The sequence below is a fragment of the Thalassobaculum salexigens DSM 19539 genome (assembly GCF_000423805.1).
Lineage (GTDB): Bacteria > Pseudomonadota > Alphaproteobacteria > Thalassobaculales > Thalassobaculaceae > Thalassobaculum > Thalassobaculum litoreum.
Genome location: NZ_KE384095.1, coordinates 549,329 through 574,561, shown reverse-complemented (window position 1 = coordinate 574,561; position 25,233 = coordinate 549,329). Strand labels below are relative to the sequence as shown.

The 25,233-nt window shown below is 68.5% G+C and carries 26 protein-coding genes; 9 read left to right on the top strand and 17 right to left on the bottom strand.

Annotation, left to right across the window (positions count from 1 at the left end):
* Positions 1-109: 109 nt before the first annotated feature.
* Genes G578_RS0123125 through G578_RS0123105 form a run of 5 tightly spaced genes read right to left on the bottom strand, consistent with a single transcriptional unit; the run spans position 110 to position 5,543 of the window.
* Entirely contained in the window at positions 110-733 is a 624-nt protein-coding gene (locus G578_RS0123125; protein WP_051245198.1) for a DUF3035 domain-containing protein, read from the bottom strand.
* Positions 726-1,232: a signal peptidase II gene (gene lspA / locus G578_RS27870; protein WP_038015749.1), complete on the bottom strand. Its 507-nt coding sequence runs from the start codon at positions 1,230-1,232 to the stop codon at positions 726-728. The genes G578_RS0123125 and lspA overlap by 8 nt, the downstream gene beginning before the upstream one ends.
* A 10-nt stretch (positions 1,233-1,242) precedes the next feature.
* Positions 1,243-4,065 (bottom strand): isoleucine--tRNA ligase, encoded by a 2,823-nt coding sequence (gene ileS, locus G578_RS0123115; protein WP_028796249.1) that lies wholly within the window; start codon positions 4,063-4,065, stop codon positions 1,243-1,245.
* A 43-nt stretch (positions 4,066-4,108) separates the two neighbouring features.
* A complete protein-coding gene (locus G578_RS0123110) occupies positions 4,109-5,050 on the bottom strand; it encodes a bifunctional riboflavin kinase/FAD synthetase (RefSeq protein WP_051245197.1) in 942 nt (313 codons plus the stop codon).
* A gap of 19 nt (positions 5,051-5,069) precedes the next feature.
* The gene (locus G578_RS0123105) at positions 5,070-5,543 is read right to left on the bottom strand and encodes a MaoC family dehydratase (protein WP_038015746.1); all 474 of its coding nucleotides are present in this window, start codon (positions 5,541-5,543) and stop codon (positions 5,070-5,072) included.
* Between the two features lie 139 nt (positions 5,544-5,682).
* On the opposite strand from G578_RS0123105, the gene G578_RS0123100 reads away from it, so the two are divergent.
* Together G578_RS0123100 and G578_RS0123095 are read left to right on the top strand one after the other, a co-directional pair.
* A complete protein-coding gene (locus tag G578_RS0123100) occupies positions 5,683-6,441 on the top strand; it encodes a biotin--[acetyl-CoA-carboxylase] ligase (RefSeq protein ID WP_028796246.1) in 759 nt (252 codons plus the stop codon).
* Between the two features lie 65 nt (positions 6,442-6,506).
* Entirely contained in the window at positions 6,507-7,307 is an 801-nt protein-coding gene (locus G578_RS0123095) for a 2-keto-4-pentenoate hydratase (protein WP_028796245.1), read from the top strand.
* A gap of 231 nt (positions 7,308-7,538) precedes the next feature.
* Here the strand turns inward: G578_RS0123095 and G578_RS0123090 are convergent, their stop codons facing one another.
* The 4 genes from G578_RS0123090 to G578_RS0123075 all read right to left on the bottom strand — a co-directional run bounded on the left by G578_RS0123090 (position 7,539) and on the right by G578_RS0123075 (position 11,653).
* Complete coding sequence (locus G578_RS0123090; protein ID WP_028796244.1) at positions 7,539-8,948, bottom strand: amidase; 1,410 nt, start codon at positions 8,946-8,948, stop codon at positions 7,539-7,541.
* 69 nt (positions 8,949-9,017) lie between these two features.
* Complete coding sequence (gene pobA / locus G578_RS0123085) at positions 9,018-10,211, bottom strand: 4-hydroxybenzoate 3-monooxygenase (protein ID WP_028796243.1); 1,194 nt, start codon at positions 10,209-10,211, stop codon at positions 9,018-9,020.
* Between the two features lie 38 nt (positions 10,212-10,249).
* Positions 10,250-10,834 carry a cysteine hydrolase family protein gene (locus tag G578_RS0123080; RefSeq protein WP_028796242.1) on the bottom strand — a complete coding sequence of 195 codons (585 nt, stop codon included), beginning with the start codon at positions 10,832-10,834 and terminating at the stop codon, positions 10,250-10,252.
* 69 nt (positions 10,835-10,903) lie between these two features.
* Positions 10,904-11,653, bottom strand: a complete 750-nt coding sequence (locus G578_RS0123075; RefSeq protein WP_038015742.1) for an IclR family transcriptional regulator — start codon at positions 11,651-11,653, stop codon at positions 10,904-10,906.
* 161 nt (positions 11,654-11,814) lie between these two features.
* On the opposite strand from G578_RS0123075, the gene G578_RS0123070 reads away from it, so the two are divergent.
* A complete protein-coding gene (locus G578_RS0123070) occupies positions 11,815-12,699 on the top strand; it encodes a dihydrodipicolinate synthase family protein (protein WP_028796240.1) in 885 nt (294 codons plus the stop codon).
* Positions 12,700-13,014: 315 nt separating this feature from the next.
* On the opposite strand, the gene G578_RS0123065 is transcribed toward G578_RS0123070, so the two are convergent.
* On the bottom strand, positions 13,015-13,674 hold the full coding sequence (locus G578_RS0123065; protein ID WP_028796239.1) for a peroxiredoxin: 660 nt from the start codon (positions 13,672-13,674) through the stop codon (positions 13,015-13,017).
* A 305-nt stretch (positions 13,675-13,979) separates the two neighbouring features.
* On the opposite strand from G578_RS0123065, the gene G578_RS0123060 reads away from it, so the two are divergent.
* Together G578_RS0123060 and G578_RS0123055 are read left to right on the top strand one after the other, a co-directional pair.
* The gene (locus G578_RS0123060) at positions 13,980-14,996 is read left to right on the top strand and encodes an Ldh family oxidoreductase (RefSeq protein WP_156907439.1); all 1,017 of its coding nucleotides are present in this window, start codon (positions 13,980-13,982) and stop codon (positions 14,994-14,996) included.
* A gap of 62 nt (positions 14,997-15,058) precedes the next feature.
* A complete protein-coding gene (locus G578_RS0123055) occupies positions 15,059-15,892 on the top strand; it encodes a mechanosensitive ion channel family protein (protein WP_028796237.1) in 834 nt (277 codons plus the stop codon).
* A gap of 132 nt (positions 15,893-16,024) precedes the next feature.
* Here the strand turns inward: G578_RS0123055 and G578_RS0123045 are convergent, their stop codons facing one another.
* On the bottom strand, positions 16,025-16,981 hold the full coding sequence (locus tag G578_RS0123045; RefSeq protein WP_028796236.1) for a S1C family serine protease: 957 nt from the start codon (positions 16,979-16,981) through the stop codon (positions 16,025-16,027).
* A 147-nt stretch (positions 16,982-17,128) separates the two neighbouring features.
* On the opposite strand from G578_RS0123045, the gene G578_RS0123040 reads away from it, so the two are divergent.
* Entirely contained in the window at positions 17,129-17,542 is a 414-nt protein-coding gene (locus G578_RS0123040) for a hypothetical protein (protein ID WP_028796235.1), read from the top strand.
* Positions 17,543-17,642: 100 nt separating this feature from the next.
* Here G578_RS0123040 and G578_RS0123035 read toward each other — a convergent pair whose 3' ends face one another.
* The 4 genes from G578_RS0123035 to G578_RS0123020 form a co-directional block, all read right to left on the bottom strand.
* Positions 17,643-18,284: a hypothetical protein gene (locus G578_RS0123035; protein ID WP_028796234.1), complete on the bottom strand. Its 642-nt coding sequence runs from the start codon at positions 18,282-18,284 to the stop codon at positions 17,643-17,645.
* 307 nt (positions 18,285-18,591) lie between these two features.
* On the bottom strand, positions 18,592-18,960 hold the full coding sequence (locus G578_RS0123030) for a hypothetical protein (protein ID WP_028796233.1): 369 nt from the start codon (positions 18,958-18,960) through the stop codon (positions 18,592-18,594).
* A gap of 91 nt (positions 18,961-19,051) precedes the next feature.
* On the bottom strand, positions 19,052-19,546 hold the full coding sequence (locus tag G578_RS0123025) for a hypothetical protein (protein WP_028796232.1): 495 nt from the start codon (positions 19,544-19,546) through the stop codon (positions 19,052-19,054).
* Positions 19,546-20,037 carry a response regulator gene (locus tag G578_RS0123020; RefSeq protein WP_028796231.1) on the bottom strand — a complete coding sequence of 164 codons (492 nt, stop codon included), beginning with the start codon at positions 20,035-20,037 and terminating at the stop codon, positions 19,546-19,548. The genes G578_RS0123025 and G578_RS0123020 overlap by 1 nt, the downstream gene beginning before the upstream one ends.
* 148 nt (positions 20,038-20,185) lie before the next feature.
* Between G578_RS0123020 and G578_RS0123015 the strand changes: the two genes are divergently transcribed.
* Positions 20,186-21,067 (top strand): amidohydrolase family protein, encoded by an 882-nt coding sequence (locus tag G578_RS0123015; protein ID WP_038015737.1) that lies wholly within the window; start codon positions 20,186-20,188, stop codon positions 21,065-21,067.
* A 2-nt stretch (positions 21,068-21,069) separates the two neighbouring features.
* On the opposite strand, the gene G578_RS29280 is transcribed toward G578_RS0123015, so the two are convergent.
* Together G578_RS29280 and G578_RS0123005 are read right to left on the bottom strand one after the other, a co-directional pair.
* Positions 21,070-22,158: a cytochrome b/b6 domain-containing protein gene (locus tag G578_RS29280; RefSeq protein ID WP_084619137.1), complete on the bottom strand. Its 1,089-nt coding sequence runs from the start codon at positions 22,156-22,158 to the stop codon at positions 21,070-21,072.
* 92 nt (positions 22,159-22,250) lie between these two features.
* A complete protein-coding gene (locus G578_RS0123005) occupies positions 22,251-23,183 on the bottom strand; it encodes a DMT family transporter (protein WP_051245196.1) in 933 nt (310 codons plus the stop codon).
* A gap of 295 nt (positions 23,184-23,478) precedes the next feature.
* Here G578_RS0123005 and G578_RS0123000 point away from each other — a divergent pair, with 295 nt between their 5' ends.
* Together G578_RS0123000 and G578_RS27860 are read left to right on the top strand one after the other, a co-directional pair.
* Entirely contained in the window at positions 23,479-24,345 is an 867-nt protein-coding gene (locus G578_RS0123000; RefSeq protein ID WP_028796228.1) for a DUF1194 domain-containing protein, read from the top strand.
* A gap of 104 nt (positions 24,346-24,449) precedes the next feature.
* The gene (locus G578_RS27860) at positions 24,450-25,223 is read left to right on the top strand and encodes a gamma-glutamylcyclotransferase (RefSeq protein WP_051245195.1); all 774 of its coding nucleotides are present in this window, start codon (positions 24,450-24,452) and stop codon (positions 25,221-25,223) included.
* Positions 25,224-25,233: the final 10 nt, after the last annotated feature.

Genomic DNA, 25,233 nt, shown 5'->3' with positions numbered 1-25,233 from the left:
GGTCGGGTCGGGGATGCCGGAAACCGGGCGATACGACGCGGGGAATATGGCGGTTTCGCGACCGGCACGGCCTTTTTTCCGGGTCCGTGCCGGTCGAAGCGGGATCGGATCAGAAGATCCGCTGCAGCAGGCCCTCGCGGTTCCGCGTGATCGTCGGCAGCTCGCCCTCGTTCGGCTTGCGCCCCAGGGCTGCGTTCTCCTGCAGACGCTGCTGCTCCTTGCTGGCGTCCAGCAGCACGCCCCGCTCCGGGTCGTCCTTCCAGAACAGCAGATGATCGATCGGATAGCGGGTCTCGTATACGTAGTCCGCCGTCTCCTTGTCCACGGTCTCGCGGATCCCGGGCTCGGCCTGGTCGACGCCGAGCTGCTGGCGGAACTTCGCCTCGCCGATCGAGTTCACAACGACCGGAGCCGCCGGAACGGCGTTCGGGTTGGCGGTCGTGGCGCGCGCCGCCCGGCCGAGAATCCGCTCGGCGGCGGCATCGGTGGTCGAGCGCTCCTGCGGACGCGGCGTGCCGGGGCGCGGCGGGCGCAGGTCGTAGTTCGGCGGCAGCGCCAGCGGAGCGCGGGCCACCACCTGGAACTCGTCCGGCGGATCCTTGGTCTGGCCCAGCGCGTCGCGCAGCTGGCCGCAGCCGCCCAGGCCGACGGCCATGATGACCGCCAGCACGGCGGCCGGGACGATGCGGGCAGCGCGCCCCACGGTGCGCGCCCGGTCGGCGGTCTCACCCATCGTTTCCATGTCCTCCCTCGGTCTCCCCTTTGCGGGTGCCGATGCCGAAGGCATCGAGCAGCAAGAGGCCGACGCCTAAGGTAATCGCAGAATCAGCAATGTTGAAGGCCGGCCAGTGCCAACCGCCATAGTGCACGTCGATGAAGTCGACGACGGCGCCATATAGCACGCGATCGATCACGTTGCCGACTGCCCCGCCGATCACGGCGCCGAGGCCGAAGATCAGCGGCCAGCTCGTGGCCCGCATCAGCCAGGCGCCCATGAAGAGGCAGACCAGCAGGGCGAAGCCGCTGAGCAGCCAGGGCCCCCACGGACTGTCGTTGGCCAGCAGGCCGAAGCTGACGCCGCGGTTCCAGACTGGTACGAAATCGAGAAACGGCAGGATCGGCACGCGGCGCGGCGGATCGAACAGGGCCGACAGCGCCCACAGCTTGGTCGCCTGGTCGGCGATGACGACCAGGACGCCGAGCCCCAGACCACGGGTGAGCGCAGACCTCATCCCGCGATGCTCACTCGGCCGCGTCGACCAAGCCGGACACCGCATCCTCGCAGCGATCGCAGATCGGATCGCCGACCGCCACCTCGGGCAGGACGCGCCAGCAGCGCTCGCATTTCTCGCCCGCAGCCGGGGTCGGATCGCAGGCGACGCCGGCGACGTCCGGCAGGCGATAGGCCGCGTCCGGTCCCGTGCCTTCGCTCAGGGTGGCGCCGGAGGTGATGAAGATCTCCGCCGCGTCCAGGCCCTCGAACGCCGCCTTCTCGGCCGCCGACATGTAGACGGTCGGGGCCGCCTGCAGCGAGGAGCCGATGCGCTTCTCCGCCCGCTCCAGCTCCAGCGCGCCGGTGACCACGCGGCGCACCGCGCGGATCTTCGCCCATTTCTCCGCCAGCGCCTCGTCGCGCCACTCGGCCGGGATGGTCGGATAGGCCTGCAGGTGCACGGAGTCGAATTCGCCGGTGTTGCGCGCCCGCCAGGCTTCCTCGGCGGTGAAGCAGCAGATCGGCGCCAGCCAGGTGGTCAGGCACTCGAACAGGGTGTTCATCACCGTGCGCACGGCCCGACGCCGGTCGCTCTGCGGCGCGTCGCAGTACAGCGAGTCCTTGCGGATGTCGAAATAGAAGGCCGACAGGTCGCTGGCGCAGAACTGGTGCAGCGTCAGGAACATGGTGTGGTAGTCGAAATCGTGGGTGCACTGGCGCACCACCGCGTCGATCTCCGAGATCCGGTGCAGGACCCAGCGCTCCAGCTCGGGCATGCGCTCGGCCGGCAGCGCCTCCGACGCGGAGTAGCCGTCCAGCGCGCCCAGCACGTAGCGCAGGGTATTGCGCAGCCGCCGGTAATGGTCGACCGCGTGCTTCAGGATGCCCGGGCCGACCCGCAGATCCTCGGTGAAGTCGGAGCTGACCACCCAGATCCGCAGGATGTCGGCGCCGCTCTGCTCGATCACCTCCAGCGGGTCGACGCCGTTGCCCAGGGACTTCGACATCTTGCGGCCGTCTTCGGCGTTGATGAAGCCGTGGGTCAGCACCGCCTCGTAGGGCGCCCGGCCGCGGGTGCCGCAGCCGACCAGCAGGGAGGAGTGGAACCAGCCGCGATGCTGGTCGGAGCCTTCCAGATAGAGCTGGGCCGGCCAGGGCAGATCGACCCATGCCTCGTCCTCGGATTCCAGCACGAAGGCATGGGTCGAGCCGCTGTCGAACCAGACATCTGCGATGTCGGAGACCTGCTCGTAATCCTTCGGGTCGTGATCGGGGCCCAGGAAGCGCGACGGGTCGCTGGAGAACCAGGCGTCCGCCCCTTCCTTCTCGAACGCCTCGGCCACCCGGTCGATCACCGCCTGGTCGCGCAGCGGCTCGCCGGTCTCCTTGGACGTGAAGACCGGGATCGGCACGCCCCAGGCGCGCTGGCGGCTGATGCACCAGTCCGGCCGGGTCTCGATCATCCCGCGCAGCCGGTTCTGGCCGGCGGCGGGCACGAAGCGGGTCTCGTCGATCGCCTTCAGCGCCTTGTCCCGCAGCCCGGTGGTCTCCATGGAGATGAACCACTGAGAGGTGTTGCGGAAGATGAGCGGCGCCTTGGAGCGCCAGGAATGGGGATAGGAGTGCTTGACCTTGCCGCGCGCGATGAGGCCGCCATGGTCGCGGATGATGGCCGCGATCTTCATGTTGTCCTCGAGCACGTGCATGCCGGCGAAGATCGGCACGTGGTCGTAGAACACGCCGTCGTCCCCGACGGTCTGCGGCACCTCCAGATCGTTCGCCTTGCCCAGCACGAAGTCGTCGGCGCCATGGCCCGGCGCGATGTGCACGAAGCCGGTGCCGGCGTCGTCGGTGGCGAAGTCGGCGGCCAGCGCCGGCACGTCGTAGTCGTAGCCCTGGCCGCGCAGCGGATGGGCGCAGACCGTACCGGCGATGTCTGCGCCCTTGAGGCTCGCCACTTCCTTCAGCGCGGTAACCTTGGTCTGCGCCTTGAAGTCGTCCAGCAGGGTGCGGGCGACCACCAGCTTCTCGCCGACCACGGCCAGGCTGTTCTCGGCCACCTCGGTCGGTTCGACCACCACGTAGTCGATGTCATCGCCATAGGCGACGGCGCGGTTGCCCGGCATGGTCCAGGGGGTGGTCGTCCAGATGACGATCGCCGCGCCGTCCAGCGCCGGGTTGCCCGGCTTGATCACCGGGAAGCGCACATGGATCGTGGTCGAGGTGTGGTCGTGATACTCGATCTCGGCATCGGCCAGCGCGGTCTTCTCCACCACCGACCACATGACCGGCCGCGCGCCCTTGTACAGGCTGCCGTCCATCAGGAACTTGCCGATCTCGCGGGCGATCTGCGCCTCGGCCTTGAAGGTCATCGTGGTGTAGTAGTGGTCCCAGTCGCCGGTCACGCCCAGGCGCTTGAACTCCTCGCGCTGGGTGTCGATCCACTGGTCGGCGAACTCGCGGCACTGGCGGCGGAACTCGACCACCGGCACGGCGTCCTTGTCCTTGCCCTTGGACCGGTAGTCCTCCTCGATCTTCCACTCGATCGGCAGGCCGTGGCAGTCCCAGCCCGGAACGTAATGGGTGCGCTTGCCGGCCATGTGCTGGGTGCGGTTGACCAGATCCTTCAGGATCTTGTTCAGCGCGTGGCCCATATGCAGGTGGCCGTTCGCATAGGGCGGGCCGTCATGCAGGATGAACGGCTCCGCGCCCTTGCGGACCTCGCGGATGCGCCGGTCGAGATCGATCTCCTTCCACCAGGCGAGAATCTCCGGCTCGCGCTTCGGCAGGCCGGCGCGCATGGGAAAATCCGTCTTCGGCAGGAACACCGTGCTCTTGTAGTCCGTCGTCATCTCGAACGTCCGTGTCGTTGGGGAGCCGGGACCACAGGGATGATCAATGCCCCAGAAGCTCCCGCGCCTGAGCCGCATCGGCACCGATCTGCGCCGTCAGCTCGTCCAGGCCGCCAAACTTCCGCTCCGGCCGGATAAAGTCAACCAATCTCACACGGAGATCGCGGCCGTAGAGGTCGATTTCCCGGTCGAACAGGTGGACCTCCAGCAGCACACCCCGGTCGTTGACCGTCGGCCGGAGGCCGAGATTGGCCACGCCGGGCATCCAGGTGCCCGATCCCTCGCCGCCGGTCAGCATGGCGCGCACCGCATAGACGCCGAGCCGCGGGCAGAGCAGGTCGCCCAGGCGCAGGTTGGCGGTGGGGAAGCCGATGGTGCGGCCGCGCCTGTCGCCCTCCTCGACGGTGGCGGTGATCTCCCAGGGTGCGCCGAGCAGGGAGGCGGCCCCGCGCGGATCGCCCTCCATCAGGCACTGGCGGATGCGCGACGAGGAATAGACCGCACCGTCGCTCTCATGCACGGCGGCGACCTTGGTGGCGGCGAAGCCCTTCTGGGACGCCCGCTCCACCAGCATGTCGGGGGTGCCGCGCCGGCGGTGGCCGAAATTGAAGTCGTAGCCGATCACCACATGGCGCAGGCCGAGCCGGCCGAGCAGCACGTCGTCGATGAACGCCTCGGCGCTGAGCTGGGCGAATTCCTGGTTGAACGGCAGCTCGAACAGGGTGTCGACGCCGAGATCCTCCAGCCGGGTCGCCCGGCCCTTGGACGTACTCAGCCGGAACGGGTCCAGGTTGGCCTGGAAGAACTGGCGCGGGTGCGGCTCGAAGGTCACCACCGACAGCGGCGCGTGCAGGTCGCCGGCGATCCGGGCCGCCTCGCCGATAACCGCCCGATGCCCAAGATGCACGCCGTCGAAATTGCCGATGGCCGCCACCGAGCCCCGATGGCGGGGCTCCACGGCCTCTAGCGAACGCAGGATTTCCACAGGACTGCCTTTCCGCCGGTCAGGCCGCCTGGCTCGCCGCGCGCGACGGTACCAGGATGGTGGCGTCGCCGTCGATCACCACGGTGCGCCCGACCCGGCAGCGCGAGCGGAAGGCCACCCGCTTCTTCTCGGGGTTGATGTCCACGACCTCCACGGTGGTCGTCACCGTATCGCCGATCCGCACCGGCGCCAGGAACCGCAGGGTCTGGGAGATATAGACCGAGCCCTTGCCCGGCATCTGGGTCCCGAAGACCTTGGAGATGAACGCCGCTCCCAGCATGCCGTGGGCGATGCGGCCCTTGAACATGGTGGTCTTGGCATATTCCTCGTCGAGATGCAGCGGGTTGTGGTCGCCGGAGACCTCGGCGAACTGCTCGATCATGTCCTCGGTCACCACACGGTCGTAGTCGGACGTCATGCCGACCGTGAGGTCCTCGAGGAAGTACTGGCCAACTTCCTTTTGGCCGACCTCCCCGCCATTCACATCGCTCATGCCGTCCCTCTCCCGGGTTCTTCCACCGCTTATGCTGCAGCGCGAAATTTTCCGCGCGGACTATACAGGCGGGGCCGGGCCGCCTCAAGCGAGGGCGATCCGGCTTGATCGGACCACCGGTCCGTGCGATCCGGCCTCCATGAGCGCCCCGATCATCGATCTCGACACCGTCGACAGCACCAACCTGGAGGCCCGCAGGCGGATCGCCGACGGACGCCTCGCCGAGGGCACCATCGTCACCGCGCGAGAGCAGACCGGCGGACGGGCGCGGCGCGGGCGGAGCTGGACCAGCCCGCCCGGCAACCTGTACTGGAGCCGCATCGCCTTTCCCACGCCCGACTGGCCGCCGGTATGGGGGCTGTCCATGGTCTGCGGACTGGCCGTGCTCGACCTCGCCCGCGCCGCCTTGCCGACCGATGTACCGGTCGCGCTGAAATGGCCGAACGATGTGCTGGTGGACGGCGGCAAGCTGGCCGGCATCCTGCTGGAGAGCGGCGAGCGGGACGGCCGGCCCTGGGTGATCTGCGGCATCGGGGTGAACCTGGTCTCCTCCCCGCCCACCGGCCAGCTCTACGCCGCCGCCGATCTCGCCGCCAAGGGTGCCACGGATATCGACCGGGACCGGGCGGTGCACGATCTGGCACGGCATTTCGAGCGCCGGCTCGCCGCCTATCTGGCCGGCGGCCTGCCGGCGATCCGGTCGTCGGTCATGGAACATCTGGCCGGGATCGGCGGTCCCATCGTTGCCCGCATCACCGACGACCCGGCCGACGACGTCGCCGGCACCCTGCGCGGCCTCGACGCGCAGTGCCGGGCCGAGATCCTCACCGCCGACGGCTCGCTGCGGGCGATCTCCGCCGGCGATCTTTTCTTCGGCGCGACGGTTCCCAGGTCATAGGCCGGGGTGACATACCCCGTGCTCCGTCGTACGTAAGCGGAACAACAACCCAAGGGAGTGCCGAGATGCCGATGCCCGAAGACATGGTGAAAGCCGCCGCCGCCACGCTCCAGGACCACCGGGCCCGCAAGGCAACCCTGGACGCCCTGCCCGACGGCCAGAAGCCGGAGGAGCTCGAGGACGGCTACGCCATCCAGGCCGAAGTGATCGAGATGCGGGCCGCCGACGGTGCCGTGTCCATCGGCTACAAGATCGGCGCGACCAATGCCGGCGCGCGCGAGCTGCTGGGTCTGCCGGACATGTTCTGGGGCGTGCTGCTCTCCACCATGACCACCGAGAGCCCGGCCGCCTTCCCGAGCAAGGACATGTATATCCGGGTGATCGAGCCGGAGATCGCCCTGCGCTTCGGCAAGCCGCTGGACGGGCTGAAGCGGACCGTCACCGAGGAGGACGTGATCGACGCGGTGGACGCGGTGCTGCCGGCGATCGAGATCGTCGACACCCCGTTCGGCGCCGGCTGGACCAAGGCGGGCGGCGCCTCGCTGATCGCAGATGACGGCGCCCACGGCTTCTGGATCATGGGCGCGCCGGTCGACGGGGCGACGGACATGAACCTGCTCGACCTCGCCGTCACGCTCACCGCCGACGGCCAGACCGTGCGAGAGGGCAAGGGCGGCAATGTCGAGAACGGCCCCTACGCGGTGACCGCCTGGCTGGTGAACGAACTCGCCAAGCACGGCAAGTCGATCGCGGCCGGTGAATACGTCACCACCGGCTCGACCACCCCGCCGTACCCGGCCCAGCCGAACGAGAAGATCGTGGCGGATTACGGCCCGCTGGGCACGGTGACGGTGGATTTCACCTGATCCGAGGGGGCGCCCCCCTCTTCCGTTACTCCGCGGACCTGTTCCGGGGAGTGCGAGGGGGAGTGGTGGAGCGGACGCCGAGCCCCACACTTTCCCTTCCCGTCTTCCCGGGCTTGACCCGGGATCCAGGCCTCAGCGTGTTGGACCGCCCAAGGCTTTCGCCCGACGCTCCAGCACGCCGTCACCCTCGGCCCCGGCGCGCGGCCTTGGAGACGGAACAGAAGCGGGGTTTCAGCTTCCCGCGCGCGGGTCGATCGGGATGCCCGACTTGATCCCCGCCGCAGTCTCGTACAGCGCCGCGGCACTCAGCAGGTCGGCCTCGCCGCGCGGCCTGCCGGCGATCTGCAGGCCGACCGGCAGCCCGTCGGCGGTGAAGCCCGCCGGCACCGACAGCGCCGGACAGCTCGCACAGGTGAAGGCATAGGCCACCGTGCACCACTCGATATAGTTCGAGAAGGTGTGGCCGTTGCATGCCTCCACATAGCGGTGCTCGACCGGATAGGGCGGCACGATGGTCGCCGGCGACAGCACCAGGTCGTAGGTCCGATAGAACTGCTCCACCCGGTGGTACAGCCGGCCGCGGGCGAGTTCCGCCTGGGCGATCTCGTCCATCGTGAGCTCCAGACCCTTCTCGATGTTCCAGATCACCTCGGGCTTGAGCAGATCGCGGTGCTTCTCCAGCAGCGCCTTCTTGCCGGCGGCGAACTGCATGGCACGCAGGGTCTGGAACACGAGCTGGACGTCGGTGAAGTCGGGGCTCGCCTCCTCGACGATGCAGCCCATGTCCTCGAACACCTTGGCCGCCTTCTCGACGATGGCGGCGACCTCCTTGTCCACCGGCGTGATGCCGCCGAGATCGGTGCTCAGCGCCACCCGTTTGGGCATCCGCTTGGCCTTGACCGCGTCGGTGAAGGATTCCGCCGGCCGGGCCAGCGACATCGGATCCACGGGGTGTTCGCCGGCCATGGCGTCCAGCATCAGGGCCACATCCGGCACGTTGCGCGCCATCGGTCCGTCCACCGACATGGAGCCGAAGGGCAGATCGGAGGGGCCGTGGGCGACCCGGCCGGGGGTCGGGCGGAAGCCGACGATGCCGCAGAAGCTGGCCGGGTTGCGCAGGCTGCCGCCGAGATCCGAGCCCGAGGCCAGCCATGCCGTGCCCGAGGCCAGGGCCGCGGCCGAGCCGCCGGACGACCCGGCCACGCTGCGCGACGTGTTCCAGGGGTTCACCGTACGGCCGAACACCTCGTTGAAGGTGTTCGCCCCGGCGCCGAATTCCGGGGTGTTGGCCTTGGCGTAGACCACCCCGCCCTCGGCCTCCAGCATCTGCACCAGGATGTCGGAGCTGTCGGGCACGTTGTCCTTGTAGATCGGCGAGCCGTAGGTGGTGAGCACGCCCTGCGTCGCGGTCAGATCCTTGATCGCCACCGGCAGCCCGGCCAGCACGCTGTCCTTGGACGCGGCCGAGGCGCGGTCGCGGGCCCGGTCGAAGCACAGGGTCGGCAGGGCGTTGATCGTGCCGTCGACCGCCTCGATGCGCTGCTCCAGCGCGTCCAGAAGGTCGCCGGTGGTGACCTCGCCCTTCTTCAGCAGAGAGACGATCTCGGTGGCGGTCTTCGTGATCAGGTCGGCGACGGACATGGCAGAGGCTCCGGTTCGGTGGGCCGCTATCGGACATCGCCCGTCCCGGAATGGCAACCGCCGGAATCGTCAGGCGGCGGTCCTGGGATCGACGAAGGGCAGGCCGACATAGTTCTCCGCCAGGGTCTTCTGCGCGCTTTCCGACTCCATCAGGTATTCGAGTTCCGCCCGATGCACCCGGCGCTCGAATTCCGGCTCGTTGTCGAACCGGTGGAGCTGGGTGGAGAACCACCAGGAGAAGCGCTGCACCTTCCACACCCGCGCCAGGCAGGCCGCGCTGTAGCCGTCGATCCCGGCGGTCGAGCCGCCCTTGAACAGGTCGATCAGCGCCCAGGACAGGATGCGCACATCGGCCGCGGCGAGGTTCAGGCCCTTGGCGCCGGTCGGCGGCACGATATGCGCGGCGTCGCCGGCCAGGAACAGCCGGCCGTGGCGCATCGGCTCGGCGACGAAGCTGCGCAGGGGCGCCACGCTCTTCTCGATCGACGGGCCGGTCCGCATCGCCTGCCCGGCCGCGTCTCCGAACCGGGTCTTCAGGGCCTCCCAGAGCCGCTCGTCCGGCCAGTCGGCCACGTCGGTCTCCAGCGGACACTGGATGTAATACCGGCTACGGGTCTCGCTGCGCATGGAGGCCAGCGCGAAGCCCTCCGGGTGGGTTGCGTAGATCAGCTCGTGGCTGACCGGCGGTACGTCGGCCAGGATGCCGAGCCAGCCGAAGGGATAGACCCGCTCGTAGGTCCGCAGCACGCCCTCGGGGATGCTCTTGCGCGACACCCCGTGGAAGCCGTCGCAGCCGGCGATGGCCGCGCACTCGACGGTGTGGGTGACGCCGTCCTTCTCGTAAGTGACCCTCGGCCGGTCGGTATCGATATCGTGCAGGGCGACGGTCGCCGCCTCGAAGACCAAGGGCGCCCCCTGGGCGAGGCGGGCGGCGATCAGGTCCTTGGTCACCTCGGTCTGGCCGTAGACCGTGACGGTCTTGCCGCCGGTCAGGTGTTCCAGGTCGATGCGGTGGCGGGTCCCGTCGATGCAGATGTCGAAACCGGTATGGACCAGACCCTCGGCCTTCAGGCGGCTGCCGACGCCGGCCTCCACCAGCAGATCCACCGTCCCCTGCTCCAGCACGCCGGCGCGGATCCGCCCCTCCACATGGTCGCGCGACTGCCGCTCCAGGATGACGGTCTCGATCCCCGCCAGATGCAGAAGCTGGCCGAGCAGCAGCCCCGCCGGCCCGCCGCCGATGATCGCAACCTGTGTCCGCATGGCGACCGTCTCCCGGTGTTCGTTCGTAGGCGAATGGTCTAGAGCGCGGCCAGGATCGCGTCCACCGACTTGATCTCCGCCAGCACGCTCATCGCCGCCAGGGCCGCATCGTGCTGCGCCTCCGTTGCGGTCGAGCAGGCGTCGAACGCCACGGTCACCTCATATCCGATATCGGCCGCGTGGCGCACCGTGCCCTCCACCGTATAGGCCGTCGACACGCCGCAGCAGATCAGGTGCCGGGCCCCGAGCTTGAACAGCACCTGGGCGAGCGTCGAATCCTGGAACCCGCTGTTGCGGGTATGGGTGACAACATGCTCGCCCGCCATCGGACCGAGACCGTCGACGAACTCCGTGCCCCAGGTCCCCTCCTTCCACGCACCCAATTCCAGCCATTCGCGGATCAGCGCCGTGTTCACGATGACGTCGCGATACTCCGGATCGACGGCGAGCCGCACATGGACGATGGGCACGCCCGCCGCGCGGGCTCCCGCGAAAAGACGCTTGGCGTTGTCAAGCCGCTGCCAGCGCCAGTCGGCATCGGCGGCGATGCCGACCTTCACCTTCCCGTCCGGATGGCAGTTTTCGTTCTGGTAATGGTTCGCGACGATGACGGTGCCGGGCATGGGGCTGCTCCAGTTTTTCCCTGCGAGACCGCTCAGCATATCAGCCCGGGGCCCGACCGTCCTTGGGCCTCACCGCTCCAGATTCAGCCCGATCTTCGCCGCCGTGGCCATCACCATCTCCGCCAGCACCGGCAGCCTAGCGTCGGGGAAGCGGGCGGCCGGGCCGGTCACGCTGATCGCGCCGACCACCGGGCCGTGCCGGCGGATCGGCGCACCGACACAGCGCACGCCCGGATTGCGCTCCTCGTCGTCGACCGCATAGCCGCGCGCCCGGCAGACCGTCAGATCGCGCCTCAGCCGGACCCGGTCGGTGATCGTGTTCGGCCCGAAGCGGGGCAGCGCCCCGTCGCTCGGCAGATCGTCCAGCAACCGGTCGGCATCGGCGTCGCTCAGGGTGGACAGGATCGCCTTGCCGGTCCCGGTGCAGTGCGGCGGCTCGCGCTCGATGCGGACGATCTCGTTGCTCGCCGCCTCCATCTCCCGGCGCTCGATCGACACCACGTTGCGGCCGTCGAACACGCAGATATGGACGGCCTCGCCGCTCTGGTTGGCCAGGGTCTCCGCCGGGGCGCGGGCATGCCTCATCAGGTCGATATCGGCGAGCACCACGCCGCCCAGGGCGAGCAGCCGGAAGCCGAGCCGGTAGGCGTCGCGCCGTCCGTCCTGAACCAGGAAGCCGATCTCGCGCAGGGCGGCGAGCTGGCGATGCACGCTGGTCTTCGGCAGGCCGGTGCGCGCGGCGATCTCCGCCAGGGTCAGCCGGCGGTCCTCCCGGGTGAAGCAGTCGAGCACGGCGGAGGTCTTGCGCAGGGACTTCATCGGGCAAACGCCATCGGGAGCTGTTCCGGATATCGGAATTGATGGAACGCCATCGTTCTCCGCCGCGCAAGATGCGCCGAGTATTCCGGACATCGTTTCCGGTACCGGCCGCCCTATTCCGCAATGAAGAACGCGCCGGACCCCGTTCAGGAGGAGATCCCATGGCCGAGCTCGCCGGCGTCATTCCGCCATCCACCACCCCCTTCGACGCCGCCGGCGCCATCGATCTCGGCGCCGCGGCTAAGCAGATCGACTGGCTGATCAAGCAGGGCGCGGCCGGCGTCGCGGTCGGCGGCTCCACCGGCGAGGGCCACACCCTCGATGCCGAGGAGACCCGCGACCTGGTCGCCGCCGCCACCGAGGCGGCCGCCGGACGCGTGCCCGTGGTCGCCGGGATCATCTGCGACAGCACGCGGGAGGCGGTGCGCCGGGGCAGGCTGGTGGCCGACCTGAACCCCGCCGCCCTGCAGGTGACGCCGGTGCACTACCTGTTCCGGCCCTCCGACGACAACATGGTGGAGCATTTCCGCACCATGGCCGGCGAGACCGGACAGAAGATCATCATCTACAACGTGGTGCCCTGGACCTATCTCTCACCGGCCCTGCTGCTGCGGATCTTCGACGAAGTGCCGGAGGTGATCGGGGTCAAGCAGTCGGCCGGCGACCTGAAGCTGTTCGCCGATCTGATGATGGACGTGAAGCCGGGCAAGTCGATCTTCAGCGCGGTGGATGCGCTGATGTACCCGTCCTATGCCATGGGTGCCCACGGCTCGATCGCCGCGATCCTGGCCGCGGCACCTGGCGCGTCGGTGAAGCTCTGGGACCTAGTGAAGGCGGGCGACCATGCGGCGGCGCTGGACCTGCACTGGAAGCTGCTGCGCACCTGGAACGCGCTGCTGCCGCACGACAACCTGCCGGCGGCGACGAAATACGCCCAGGCGCTCCAGGGCGTGCCCTCGGGCCTGCCCCGCCAGCCGATGGCGCCGGCGAGCGCCGAGCAGAAGAAAGCGATCGAGGCGGCGCTGAAGGGACTGGGGGCGATCTGAGGGGGCGTTCCCAACCCCTGCCGCTCACTCCCCGGATTTATTCCGGGGCCCACCCATCGACCGCACGGGCGTTCGAGATGACGCGGTAATGCGCGAACAAGCGGACCTGTGGGCCCCGGAATAAATCCGGGGAGTGAAGCGTGGGTGGAGAGCTCGAGAAATCTCACCCGACCGTACCCTCCCCGTGTTCCCGTCCCGGACCAGATCCGGGACGGGAACACGTCTATAAGAAGAAAAGGCCGGCGCGTCGTCCGCACCGGCCCTGTTCGTTCTTTCATGGCCCCGGATCGTCTCCGGGGCGAAGTGAGCGTCAGCTCACTTCGGCTGCGGGACGTAGCGCAGGTAGGGCTTCTCGGCGCGCCAGCCGCCCGGGAACTTCGCCTTGGCGTCCTCGTCCTTCAGCGCCGGGACGATGATGACCTCGTCGCCATGCTTCCAGTTGACCGGCGTCGCCACCTGATGCTTGGCGGTGAGCTGCATGGAGTCGATCACCCGCAGCACCTCGTCGAAGTTCCGGCCGGTGCTCATCGGGTAGACCAGGATCAGCTTCACCTGCTTGTCCGGGCCGATGACAAAGACGTTGCGGACCGTCGCGTTGTCGACCGCGGTGCGGCCCTCGGAGGTCTCGCCCGCCCCCTCCGGCAGCATGCCGTAGAGCTTGGAGACGTTGAGGTCGGTGTCGCCGATCATCGGATAGTTCGGCTTCGCGCCCTGGGTCTCCTCGATATCCATCGCCCACTTGGCGTGGTTGTCGACGTTGTCGACGCTGAGTCCGATGATCTTGACGCCGCGCTTGTCGAATTCCGGCTTCATCCGGGCCATGTAGCCGAGCTCGGTGGTGCAGACCGGGGTGAAGTCCTTCGGGTGCGAGAACAGCACGCACCAGCTGTCGCCGATCCAGTCGTGGAAAGAGATCTCACCCTCGGTGGTCTTCGCGGTGAAATTCGGGGCGGTCTGGCCGATCTTGAGAGTCATATGGGTCACTCCATCGTTTTCAGCATCACGGCACCGGTCGATCCGGGCGTGTCTCGTCAAAGCGATCGTCGTCGCCGAGGCGTCGCTGCCGGTGCTTGCCGACCGGTCGTCGTCCTCCTCCAGGCATGTCCCGCCCCCCAAACCGGACGGAACGCGCGCGGACGGTACCCTTAAAGGACCCGCCCGAGTCTTGCTTAATTGGCCCTGACGTATCACGGCTAGGTGATAAATGTTAGCTTCGTTTCAAGCCGGTTTCAGGGCGTTTCCGCCGTGTTTCCCCGATGTCCGAACAGGAGAGTAACCCCGTGGCGACCTTCGCTCCCGCCGATCTGCGCGCCCTCATGGCCGACGTCTTCATCAAGTCCAATGTGGCGCCCGATATCGCCGGCGTGGTCGCCGATGCCCTGCTGCGCGCCGAGGCCGACGGGATCTCCAGCCACGGCGTCGCCCGGGTCCCGCCCTATGCCGAACAGGCGATGAACGGCAAGGTCGACGGACATGCCCGGCCGACCGTGACCCGCAGCGCCCAGGCGGTGCTCGACGTCGACAGCCATATCGGCTTCGCCTTCCCGGCGATCCGCGCGGGCCTGGACGCCGCAGCCGAGTTCGTCGGCGAGACCGGTATCGCCGCCGTCTCGATCAAGCACAGCCACCATTTCGGCGTCGCCGGCCACCACGTGGAGGACGCGGCCGACCGCGGCCTGGTGGCGCTCGCCTTCTCCAACACCCCGGCGGCGATCGCCCCCTGGGGTGGGAAGACCGCGCTCTACGGCACCAACCCGATCGCCTTCGCCGCGCCGCGCACCGACGGCCGGCCGCCGCTGGTGATCGACCTGTCGGTGTCCACCGTCGCCCGCGGCAAGGTGGTGCTGGCGGCGAAGAAGGGCGAGGCGATCCCCGACGACTGGGCGCTGGATGCCGAGGGTGCCATCACCACCGACGCCGAGGCCGCCCTGGTCGGCTCCATGGCGCCGCTGGGCGGACGCAGCGCCGGTGCGAAGGGGGCCGCGCTCGGCCTGATGATCGAGCTGCTCTGCGGCGCGCTGACCGGCTCCAATTTCGGTTATCAGGGCTCTTCCTTCTTCGAGCCGACCGGCGCGCCGCCGTCGATCGGCCACCTGATTCTGCTGATGGACCCCGAGGCCTTCGGCGGGGGTACCGGTTTCGCGGCGCGCTCGGAGGAGATGTTCGCCGAGATCCTGAAGCAGCAGGGCACCCGCCTGCCCGGCGACGGCCGCCTGGCGAAACGGGCGGCGGCGCCCGACGGCATCACCATCCCGGACGCCCTCGCGGATGACTTGAAGGCGCGGGCCGACGTATAACGGGCTGATCTTCAGGTGGGACTGAACTCGGGACCGGCAGTCACGAGTGTTAGGAGCGATGCGTGAACGTAGACCTGATTGAACTTCGCGACCAGGTGACGGAGATCCTGACCACCTATGGCCTGGAGGTGCTCGGCGCCATCGCCATCCTGGTGGTCGGCTGGATCCTGGCGGGCTGGGCGCGGGCCGGAACCCGCCGGGCGCTGAACCGGGTCCGCTGGATGGACGACACCGTACGGCCGATCTTCGCCGCCGTGGTCGGCTATCTGGTCCTGGCGATCACCCTGATCGCGGTGCTGAACCAGTTCGGGGTGCAGACCGCCTCGATCATCGCCGTCCTCGGCGCCGCCGGCCTGGCGGTCGGCCTGGCGCTGCAGGGTACCCTGTCGAACGTCGCGGCCGGCGTGATGCTGCTGTTCCTGCGGCCGTTCAAGGTCGGCGACTACGTCGACGCCGGCGGCGCCAGCGGCACGGTGAAGGAGGTCGGGCTGTTCAACACCGAGCTCGCCACCCCGGACAACGTCTACATCGTTGTGCCGAACTCGGCGATCTTCAGCCAGGACATCTCCAACTATTCGCGTTACGCCACCCGCCGCCTGGATATCCCGGTGGGCGTGGCCTACGACGTCGACCTGACCAAGGCAATGGCGGTGCTGACCGCCACCCTGGAGGCCGACGGCCGCGCCCTGGCCGATCCGGCCCCACAGGTCATGGTGATGGAGCTCGGAGACAGCGCGATCACGTTGAATCTGCGCTTCTGGGTGAACGCCGCCGACCTGTGGCCGTGCAAATGGGCGATGAACAAGGCGGTCAAGGAAGCGCTCGACGCGGCCGGCATCGAGATCCCGTTCCCGCAGCGCGTCCTGCACATGAAGACGGACACGCCGCCCGCCTGACCCGCGTCCTCCGTCAGGCCACCGAGATCGGGTCGCGCAGCAGCGCGATCCGATAGGGTCCGATGGGGCGGAAGAATCCCACCCGCGACCATAACTTCACCGTCACGGGAGACCAGCCTTCCGTCCGACCCCTCAGTAGCTGCGTTCGAGCTTCAGCCAGCCGCGGCGGTCGCGAGAGGTGACCACCACGTCGCGCACCCCGGAGCCGCCCAGCACCTTGAGCGGCACCGCCACCCCGGCCGACCCGAGCGCGCGCACCTTGCGCCAGAGCTGCTCCATGTCGGCCACCGGCTCCTCGCCGACGCCGAGGATCACGTCCCCCGGCCCGATGCCGGCGGTCTGCGCCGGGCCGCCTGGGGCCACCCGACCGACCACCAGACCGCCGTCGACCTCATTGGGATACAGCCCGATCCAGGGCTGGGCCGGGCTCGCGGCATGGCCGAAAGCCAGCAGATCTCCGAGGATCGGCGGCAGCAGGTCGATCGGCACGTAGAGATTGCCCGGCAGCTTGCCGATGACATCGCGCAGCATCAGCGACCCGATCCCGACCAGGCGTCCGTCCTTCGCGAACAGGGCCGCCCCGCCGAAATTCGGGATTGGCGGCGATGTGTAAAGGGCGGTGTCCAGCAGGTACTCCCAGCCTCCGGCGAAAGAGCGCAGGTCGATCAGCACCGTGGGACGGGCGCCGCCCGGCCCGGCGGCGAGCAACGTGTCGCCCACGTTAAGGTCGGCGAAGCTCCCGAGCCTGGCCGGCGTCGCCTCCAGGGGACCCAGCGCCCGGACCAGACCGAAGCCGGTCTCATGGTCGTATCCGACGGTCTCCGCCGGCACCCGATTCGCCGCCGCGTCGGTCACCCAGACCGCATCGGATTCCATCATCAGGTACCCGATCGTGAGAATCAGGCCACCGCTGTCGATGAGGACGCCGCCGCCGATCCGTTCGGTGCCCAGCGAGTCGGCGGTCCGCGCATCGGCCGGGACAGTGGTTCGGATTTCCACAACGGCATTCAAGGGGTTGCCGTCGGCCCGCGGGGATCCGGCGGGCACGGTTAACGCGACGAGAACGATCAGGAAGGCGAGTCTGCGCATGCCGCACCTCCTCAGGTACTGAGGAAAGAAGGGTAGCTCGGTTACGCGCGCCGACCAGTCAGAACGTGTCGAATCCGAGAAACCTTGTTATCTTCCAAGGTCAAGGCCGGTCCGTCGGGTCGGCCGGCACGTGCGCGGGAGACGGCGATGGCACGCGGACAGGACTACGTAAAGGCCAAGGCGCTGGAAGCGGTCGAGGCGGCCGGCGGCAACCGGCACGAAGCGGCGCTGCTGCTCCGGGTCTGGGCGGATGCCGACGACAAGCTCTACCGCGCCCTGACCGCCCCGCTGATGGGCAACCTGACCGCTTTGGCCGTGCAGCGGGCCACCGGCGCCTCCGACGGCCATGCGATCGGTGGCACCGGCGGTCGCAAGAAGGGGGCGAAGGGCCGCAAGCAGCCGATCGCCGAGGCCGACCTGCTGGCCGCCATCGGATCGCGCAGCGGCCAGACCATGTCGAGCTACCGGCAGTCCGCCGCCCCGCCGGGCCAGGGCAGCGCGCGCCACAAGCAGGCGGTCACGCTGCTGGCCTCCGCCTATCGGCGCAAGCCATCGAGCTGAGCGTCGGGCAGGCGGGTCAGGTGCGCAAAGGAGATTGGCGCGCAAAGATCTGGTGCCCAAACCCGGTGTGCCGGGTTCGAGCGTGCCAGATTAGGTCCGGTCAGGCCGGGCGCGCCTTCACCATGTTCTCGTAGAGCTTGGCGATATAGGTCGGATCGGCACCGATCTGCTGGTTGGTGCGCGAGCGGTGCTCGGCCGTTTCCGCCACGCCGGCATTGATCATGTTCGGCGCCGCCTCGTCCGGGCAGATCGCCAGGCCGGTCTTCTCCAGGCTGGCCATGATGTCCTGGCTCTGCTTGCGGAAGCGCTGGAACGACGAGTCGAACTTGCCGGAATCCTTCTTGCCCGGACTGGAGGCCCGGGACAGCGCCATGGAGAAGATGTCGAGGATCAGGTTGGCATTCCGGGTCTCGATCCACTCGGTGATCATCGCGCCCCAGACCGCGCTCACATAGGTCCGCGAGGCCGAAGCCATCATGCCCTTCGACAGGGTCTGGTCGGCGGCCTGAACCATCGCGTCGGTCGGCATCCGCGGCACGATGACGAATCCCGCCAGCGTCAGCGACTCGACCACCTCCTCGGCGTCCTTGCGGTAGTTCTCCCACTCGTTCTCGATGAGGAACGACCCAAGGAAATCCACTTCGTTATTCTGGACATTGTTGAGGAACCGCGCGAATTCTTTCGCGAAATACTCCACAACGGAGGGCTGTTGACTGACCGGTGCCGCGTTCCTGCCACGCATCGCTATCATCCTAACGTTCCGGTGCGGACGAATTCAGCCAGACTTGGCCGCAACCGCCGCACCGCACTTCAAATCTCTTGCGCCCTCACCACCGTGGCGGTGTGACCCTTGATCTGTGTCACGCCGCAATACTGGCAATGAAGATCCCGACTAGTATCCCACAGATGGCACCGGTTTGGCACGTTTCTTAAGCCGGACTGCCCTGCCTGTGGCGGCGACTATAGACCTGACGAATTATTTTTGAAGTGTGATCTATCCGACAATGTCGCAAAGCACTCTACTACAAGGCGCATTTCGGCGCAGACGGCTATCGGGTGACCCGCGGCTTCAGAAATCTCGGGGGCGACGGAATGACCACCCGGTCCTGCGCCTCGCGGAGATCCTGCCAGTCCCGCGCGCTGTCTCGGGCCGACTCGCGCACCGGTGTGCGGCGCGGCTCCGCCGGCTTGGCCCGCATCCGCCGGGCCCGGCGGGAGGCGTCATCGCCGATGCTGGAGCGCTGCCAGGAGGGAAGGGCGTCGAAGGCGGCCGACGCGGTGCGCAGATCGGCGCTGCGGCCGGAGCGGTAGGCCCGGTTCACCTCGCGCGCCACGATGCTGCCGGCACCGAGCTCGGCATTGACGGTTTCCGACAGCACGCCGAGAGCACGGCGATCCAGCGGGTCGATATCAGCCATCCGTTTCCCCCACCCAGCGGTTTGCGGTCCGATTCGCTCGGATCGCCAGAATATTCCAACCCGTGCGCATTGTCAGCTGTCAACGCCCGGGTCAGTCGTCCTTGAACTTCTCGCGAACCGCCGAGAACGCCTTGAGCACCGCCGCTTCGGTCGGCCCGCCCCGGCCGGTGATGTTGTCCGCCAGCACCACGTACAGTGCGTCGATATGCAGGTCGATGATATCGACCCGGCGCGGGTCGAGTTCCTGCAGACCGGAGACGAAGTCGTTCAGCGACTTGCCGATGGCGGTCAGCAGGTCGAAGCCGATGGTGCCGCCGGCGCCCTTGATCTCCAATGAGTCCCGATAGATCGCGAGCAACGCCTGGCCGGCATCCGCCTCGCCGTCCGACGCCTCGCGCAGGGCGGTGCGCATGGCGACCAGACGGGCGGCGATGTCGGCGGTGAAGCTGTCCCGGGCGTTGTGGACCACCTGCTCCAGCTTCTGCACCATGGCCGGCGAGAGCTTGAAGTCGAATCCCCTCGTATGGTTCACCGCCTTGCGCCGGAGGTCCGGCCGCGGCGGGATGATCTGGGCCCTGCGCGCCATCAGTCGGCGCGCCGCCGGTCCGGACCGCCGTAGTCGACCTGCCGCCGACGGCGGTCCGGGCCGAAATAGTCGTCGATATTGACGAAGGCGCGGGGTCTGGCGATCACCGAGACCAGCCGGCGGTACAGGCCCTCCACGTTGAACGGCTTGGCGAGGAACTCGGTCACGCCGCGGTCGCGGGCGCGCATCACGTATTCCTCTTCGGAATTGGCCGTCAGCATGATGATCGGAATCATGCGGTCCGGCGAATCCATGCCGGTGCGGATCCAGTCGATCAGGTCGATCCCGGTCTCCGGCTCCATGTGATACTCGGTGATGATGATATCCACCGGCTCGCCGCGCAGGACGTTGCGGGCACGCGCCACCGACGTGACGCTGCGGACGCGCGTCACCTCCAGCATGGCAAGGATGTCCCGGATGAGCTGGGTCGACAGCTTGTTCTGGTCGACGATGAGAAAGCTCACCTTGGAGAAGTCGATTTTTTCGGGCATGAGCGCGCCGTTTCTCGGCCTCTCCGGTGGAACCCAGCAAGTCGGGCAAAACATAAGCGGGGTAAGCGGCCATGTAAATCTTCAGCCCGCCTCAAAGCGGCATTTCCGCGTGTTTACTTCCGTTAACCACGACGCCAGGATCGCCGCCATGAACGATGCGTCAATTCCGGTCTGCCAGGCGGCGGACCCCGCCCCCCGGTCACCAGGCTTCGCCGTGCCGGATGGGGCGACCGATTGCCATTTCCATGTGTTCGGCCCGGCCGACCGCTTCCCCTATACACCGAACCGGACCTACACCCCGCCGGACCATCCGGCGGAGGCGTATCGCCATCTGATCGACACCCTGGGCGTGACCCGCTGCGTCACCATCCACCCCAGCGTCTACGGCACCGACAATGCCATCACCGAGTGGTTGCTGCAGGAGGCCGCCGGCTGGTCCGGGATCGAGATGCGCGGCATCGCGGTGCTCGACGCCGGGATCGACGACGCCGCGCTGCGCCGCCTGGACAAGCTCGGCGTGCGCGGGGTGCGCTACAACCTGCTGTACAAGGGCGGCCCGCCGGCGGAGGAGATCCGCGCCATGGCCGGGCGCATCGCCGAGATGGGCTGGCACATCCAGTTCCTGGTCGACGTCTCCAGCTTCGACCTGGCGACCTATGCCGACCTGCCGGTGGAGATCGTGGTCGACCATATGGGCCATATGGACCCGACCAAGGGGCTGGAGGAGCCGGGCTTCGCCACCCTGCTCGACCTGCTGCGGGGCGGCCGCACCTGGGTGAAGCTGTCCGGCGCCTATCGCAGCACCAACCTGCAGCAGACGCCCTACACGGACGTCGTGCCGATCGCCCGGGCCCTGGCGCGGACCGCGCCGGAGCGCTGCGTATGGGGGACGGACTGGCCGCATCCCTTCGCCCAGATCCCGATGCCGAACGACGGCGACCTGATGGACGAACTGGCGGTGTGGGTCCCCGACGAGAAACAGCGCAATGCCATCCTGGTGGACAACCCGTCCAGGCTCTACGGCTTCTGACCCTACTCGGCGCGGGTGGCGGTCACCGAGATGGAGATCGTCACCTCGTCGCCCACCGCCATGTTGGTCGCCCATTCGCCGGTGCCGATGGCGAAGTCGTGGCGGCTGACCACCAGCGATCCCTCCGCATGGGCCGTCTCGCCGTCGATCCGCAGGGTGAAAGGCAGGGTGAGCGGCTCGCTCCGACCCTTCAGCGTCAGGCTGCCGACCGCCCGGTAGCCCTCCGACCAGCCATGGATCTCGCGGGCTTCGAACACCGCCTCGGGAAAGGCATCCACGGCGAAGAATTCCGTGCCCCGGGCCTGGGCGTCGCGGTCGTCGTCGCCGGTATCGAGCGACGCCGTCTCGATCACCACCCGGACCTCGCCCGCCGGGCCTTCCGGATCGAAGAGGATGTCGACGGTGTAGTCGCGAAACACGCCCTCGATGGGCGTACCGAGCTGGGTGAAGGTGAAGGCGATCCGGCTTCTGGTCGGATCGGCGTGCCAGGGGGCCAGCTCCTCGGCCGGGGCCGCCCGCACAGCGCCGGCGCCGACCAGAACCAGGACGAAGGCACCGGCGAGCATCCGGCGCAGGGTGGCGTCCCGGTCGCGGAAGTGGTGCTTGAGCGCGGCGGCGACATGCAGCGCCACCAGGGCCAGCAGCCCGTAGGCCAGGGTGCCGTGCGCCCGTTCGAACAGCTGCGCGAGGTCACGGTCGGGCGCGATCGGATTGGGCAGGACGACGAGCCCGAACAGGTTTACAGGCGTGTTCGCCGCCGCCGACATCAGCCAGCCGAGCACCGGCATCGCGATCAGGCAGGCGTAGAGCAGCCAATGCGCCCCCGTGGAGACCCGGCGCTGCCAGGCGCTGTCGCCGAGAAACGGCGGCTGCGGATTCGCCAGGCGCCAGAGCAGCCGCAGGACCGTGACCGCCAGGATGGTGAGGCCGAGCGACTTGTGCCAGCCATAGGCCTGCAGCTTGGCCAGCCCAACCGGCAGGGCGTCCATGCGCCAGGCGATCGCGAACATCGCCGCCACCGCCAACGCCGTCAGCCAATGCAGCCCCCTGGCCGCCCAGCCGTATCGCTCCGGAGAATTGCGTATCGCCATCACACGGCCTCCCTGATCTCATAAGATGGGCCGGGTCGGCGCCGCGCCAAGCCGCCAGAGACGATCACCGTGCGGCGATCATGGCCCGGCGATCATCCCCTGCCCCGCCTCTGCGCCACATGCTCGCGCCAGGACAGATAGATGCCGCTGGCGATCAGGATGGCGATGCCGGTCCAGGTGAAGGCGTCGGGGAAGTCGCCGAACCAGAGATAGCCGATGGTCGTCGCCATCACGATCTCCGCATAGATGAAGGGCGAGATCACCGAGGCCGGGGCCTGCTCGAAGGCGCGGATCATGAAGTAGTGGCCGAACGCCCCGACCGAGCCCATCACCGCCATGCGGATCCAGTCGGCCGCATCCGGCGTCTGCCACACGAAGGGCAGCAGGATCGCCGTGCCGACCACCCCGACGAGCGAGGTATAGGCCAGCGTCACCAGCGGCGGGGCGGCGGTGCTGAGATGCCGGGTCAGCAGGGCATAGGCGGCGATGCAGCAGCCGGCCGCCAGGGCCAGGACCGCCCCCGGCTGGAACACGCCGAGACCGGGCCGCAGGATCACCAGCACCCCGAGAAAACCGACCAGCACCGCGCCCCAGCGGCGCGCGCCGACCTGCTCGCCCAGGAACAGCGCCGAGATCGCGGTGACGATCAGGGGTGCCACGAACATCAGGGCCAGCCCGTCCGCCAGCGGCAGGGTGCGCAGCGACCAGTAGAAGAACCCGGTCCCGGCCAGGATCGACAGGCCGCGGGTGATCTGCAGCGCCAGACGGTTGGCCCGGCGCAGCTCGCGTCCGTGGCGCAGGGCGGCGATCGGCACGATGAACAGCGACTGGAAGGCGAACCGTGCGAAGACGAGCTGGACCACCACGTAGCGGTCGCTCATGGACTTCGCCAGACCTTCCATGATCGGCAGCAGAGAGACCGACAGCAGCATCAGCCCGATCCCGAAAAGCACCCTGTCGGCCGGCGGTGGCGGCGCTTGCGGAGGCGTCGGATCGGTGACGGGCACGGCGGTGGGTTCGGTCATGGACGGCCTGCGGGATCTGGAGGGACCTGCGTGGAGAAGCCCATGGAGGGACGGGCTCGGGAGGGATGGGCGCGGGCGGTAGGGCGTCCTACGATATCGGCACCGCCGCGCCAGGCCAACCGGGGAGGGTCCGATGGGCCTACCTTGAGTATCATGCCGCGCATTCCGTCGGACGATGCGGCGCGCCATATCCGCGCTATATCCCTGGGACGTTGGGTCCCGTGTTCGACAATCTCGGACGCCGGCTTCAGGACGGATCCTGAGCGCGGGCGCCCGACAAACCGGAGGTGTCCGCATGCTCCGCCTGCTGCCCGCCGCGCTCCTGCTGGTCCTTCTTGCCGGACCGGCCAGGGCCCAGACGCCCGTCGATCTCCAGCTCGTGCTGGCGGTCGACATCTCCCGCTCCATGGATCAGGACGAGCAGAGCCTCCAGCGTGCCGGATATGTCGCCGCCCTGCGCGACCCGCAGGTGATCGCGGCGATCCAGGGCGGCCCCCTGGGGCGGATCGCTCTCACCTATGTGGAATGGGCCGGCCAGGGGCTGCAGACGGTACTGGTGCCCTGGACCCTGATCGACGGGGCGGACTCCGCCGGTCTGGTCGCCGATGCGCTCGCCGTGCAGCCGCTTCAGCGCCTGCGCCGCACCTCGATCAGCAACGCGCTGACCTTCTCCGCCAGCCATTTCGAGACCTCCGGCTTCACCAGCCCCCGGCGGGTGATCGACATCTCCGGCGACGGTCCGAACAACCAGGGTTTCGAGGTGACCGAGGCGCGCGACGCGGTGATCGACCAGGGCATCACCATCAACGGCCTGCCGATCATGCTGAAGACCGGCTATCCGAGCGGGTTCTTCGACGTGCAGAACCTCGACCTCTACTACGAGGACTGCGTGATCGGCGGGTTCGGCGCCTTCCTGGTGACCGTGCAGGATGTCGGCGAGTTCGCCGGTGCCATCCGCCGCAAGCTGATCCTGGAGATCGCCGGTCGTGCGCCGGCGCCCCGCGCCGTCCCGGCCCGATGGTCGCCGATGCAGGGCACGCCGGGCCAGGGCACGCCGGGCCAGGGCTCGCAGCTCCGGGGCACGCCGGTCCAGGGCTTCGCCGGGACCGACTGCCAGATCGGCGAGAAGCTCTGGGACAGCTGGATGCGCGGCGCGGAATAGGCGGTGTCGACCACGACCCGGCATGACGCGATGCCGGAACGGAACCAATCCCGTTCCAGACCGACCCCTGGGATCCGGCGCCGCGTCGGTTATATGGGAGGTCCATGGCCAACTCACCGACTCCAGACGTCCCGAGCCCGTCCGAAGCGCCGGCACCGGTCGCGCTGACCCGCGAGCGGCTGCGCTCCGGCGAGATCCGCGCGCTGCTGCATGAGCACGAGCCGACCATCAAGACCCTCAGCGACGAGGAGCTGGCGGCCTCGCAGGCGGCCATGTTCCCGGGGACCGGCAAGCCCGAGGGCGATGTCTGGCTGTTCGGCTACGGCTCGCTGATCTGGAACCCGGCCATCGAGTTCGCCGAGCAGCGCTGCGCCACCGTGCGCGGCCTGCACCGGCGGTTCTGCCTGCGCACCGAGCTCGGCCGCGGCACGCCGGATCAGCCGGGCCTGGTGCTCGGCCTCGACCGCGGCGGTGTCTGCCGGGGCGTTGCGTTCCGCATTCCCAGGGAGCATGCCGAGACGGAGCTGGAGATCGTCTGGCGCCGGGAGATGGTCACCCACGCCTACCGGCCGCGCTGGCTGAAGGCGCAGACCGACCAGGGCCCGATCGACGTGCTGGGCTTCGTGATCAACCGCTCCGGCGAACGCTATTGCGGCCAGCTTCCGGAGGACGAGGCGGCGGAGACCATCGCCCGGACCTGCGGCTTCCTGGGGCCGTGCTGCGAGTATCTGTTCAACACGGTGTCCCATCTGCGCGACCTCGGCATGCCGGATGCCGGGCTGGAGCGGCTGGCTGGCAAGGTGGCGGCCAAACAGGCGGCGGCCAAGTTGGGACAAGGCGCCGACGGCGGTCTCGACGTCCCGCGGCGGAGCGCGTAAGACGGGAGGA

Excerpts from the sequence above, each read along its gene's own strand:
- G578_RS0123075 (WP_038015742.1), bottom strand. The coding sequence starts at position 11,653 with ATGAAGTCCCTGCGCAAGACCTCCGCCGTGCTCGACTGCTTCACCCGG.
- pobA (WP_028796243.1), bottom strand. The coding sequence starts at position 10,211 with ATGCGGACACAGGTTGCGATCATCGGCGGCGGGCCGGCGGGGCTGCTG.
- G578_RS0123025 (WP_028796232.1), bottom strand. The coding sequence starts at position 19,546 with ATGGCGCGCAGGGCCCAGATCATCCCGCCGCGGCCGGACCTCCGGCGC.
- G578_RS0123015 (WP_038015737.1), top strand. The coding sequence starts at position 20,186 with ATGAACGATGCGTCAATTCCGGTCTGCCAGGCGGCGGACCCCGCCCCC.
- G578_RS0123065 (WP_028796239.1), bottom strand. The coding sequence starts at position 13,674 with ATGACTCTCAAGATCGGCCAGACCGCCCCGAATTTCACCGCGAAGACC.
- lspA (WP_038015749.1), bottom strand. The coding sequence starts at position 1,232 with ATGAGGTCTGCGCTCACCCGTGGTCTGGGGCTCGGCGTCCTGGTCGTC.
- G578_RS0123030 (WP_028796233.1), bottom strand. The coding sequence starts at position 18,960 with ATGGCTGATATCGACCCGCTGGATCGCCGTGCTCTCGGCGTGCTGTCG.
- G578_RS0123035 (WP_028796234.1), bottom strand. The coding sequence starts at position 18,284 with ATGCGTGGCAGGAACGCGGCACCGGTCAGTCAACAGCCCTCCGTTGTG.
- G578_RS0123080 (WP_028796242.1), bottom strand. The coding sequence starts at position 10,834 with ATGCCCGGCACCGTCATCGTCGCGAACCATTACCAGAACGAAAACTGC.
- G578_RS27860 (WP_051245195.1), top strand. The coding sequence starts at position 24,450 with ATGGCCAACTCACCGACTCCAGACGTCCCGAGCCCGTCCGAAGCGCCG.
- G578_RS0123045 (WP_028796236.1), bottom strand. The coding sequence starts at position 16,981 with ATGCGCAGACTCGCCTTCCTGATCGTTCTCGTCGCGTTAACCGTGCCC.
- G578_RS0123125 (WP_051245198.1), bottom strand. The coding sequence starts at position 733 with ATGGGTGAGACCGCCGACCGGGCGCGCACCGTGGGGCGCGCTGCCCGC.
- G578_RS0123100 (WP_028796246.1), top strand. The coding sequence starts at position 5,683 with ATGAGCGCCCCGATCATCGATCTCGACACCGTCGACAGCACCAACCTG.
- ileS (WP_028796249.1), bottom strand. The coding sequence starts at position 4,065 with ATGACGACGGACTACAAGAGCACGGTGTTCCTGCCGAAGACGGATTTT.
- G578_RS0123090 (WP_028796244.1), bottom strand. The coding sequence starts at position 8,948 with ATGTCCGTCGCCGACCTGATCACGAAGACCGCCACCGAGATCGTCTCT.
- G578_RS29280 (WP_084619137.1), bottom strand. The coding sequence starts at position 22,158 with ATGGCGATACGCAATTCTCCGGAGCGATACGGCTGGGCGGCCAGGGGG.
- G578_RS0123040 (WP_028796235.1), top strand. The coding sequence starts at position 17,129 with ATGGCACGCGGACAGGACTACGTAAAGGCCAAGGCGCTGGAAGCGGTC.
- G578_RS0123105 (WP_038015746.1), bottom strand. The coding sequence starts at position 5,543 with ATGAGCGATGTGAATGGCGGGGAGGTCGGCCAAAAGGAAGTTGGCCAG.
- G578_RS0123070 (WP_028796240.1), top strand. The coding sequence starts at position 11,815 with ATGGCCGAGCTCGCCGGCGTCATTCCGCCATCCACCACCCCCTTCGAC.
- G578_RS0123005 (WP_051245196.1), bottom strand. The coding sequence starts at position 23,183 with ATGACCGAACCCACCGCCGTGCCCGTCACCGATCCGACGCCTCCGCAA.
- G578_RS0123020 (WP_028796231.1), bottom strand. The coding sequence starts at position 20,037 with ATGCCCGAAAAAATCGACTTCTCCAAGGTGAGCTTTCTCATCGTCGAC.
- G578_RS0123095 (WP_028796245.1), top strand. The coding sequence starts at position 6,507 with ATGCCGATGCCCGAAGACATGGTGAAAGCCGCCGCCGCCACGCTCCAG.
- G578_RS0123000 (WP_028796228.1), top strand. The coding sequence starts at position 23,479 with ATGCTCCGCCTGCTGCCCGCCGCGCTCCTGCTGGTCCTTCTTGCCGGA.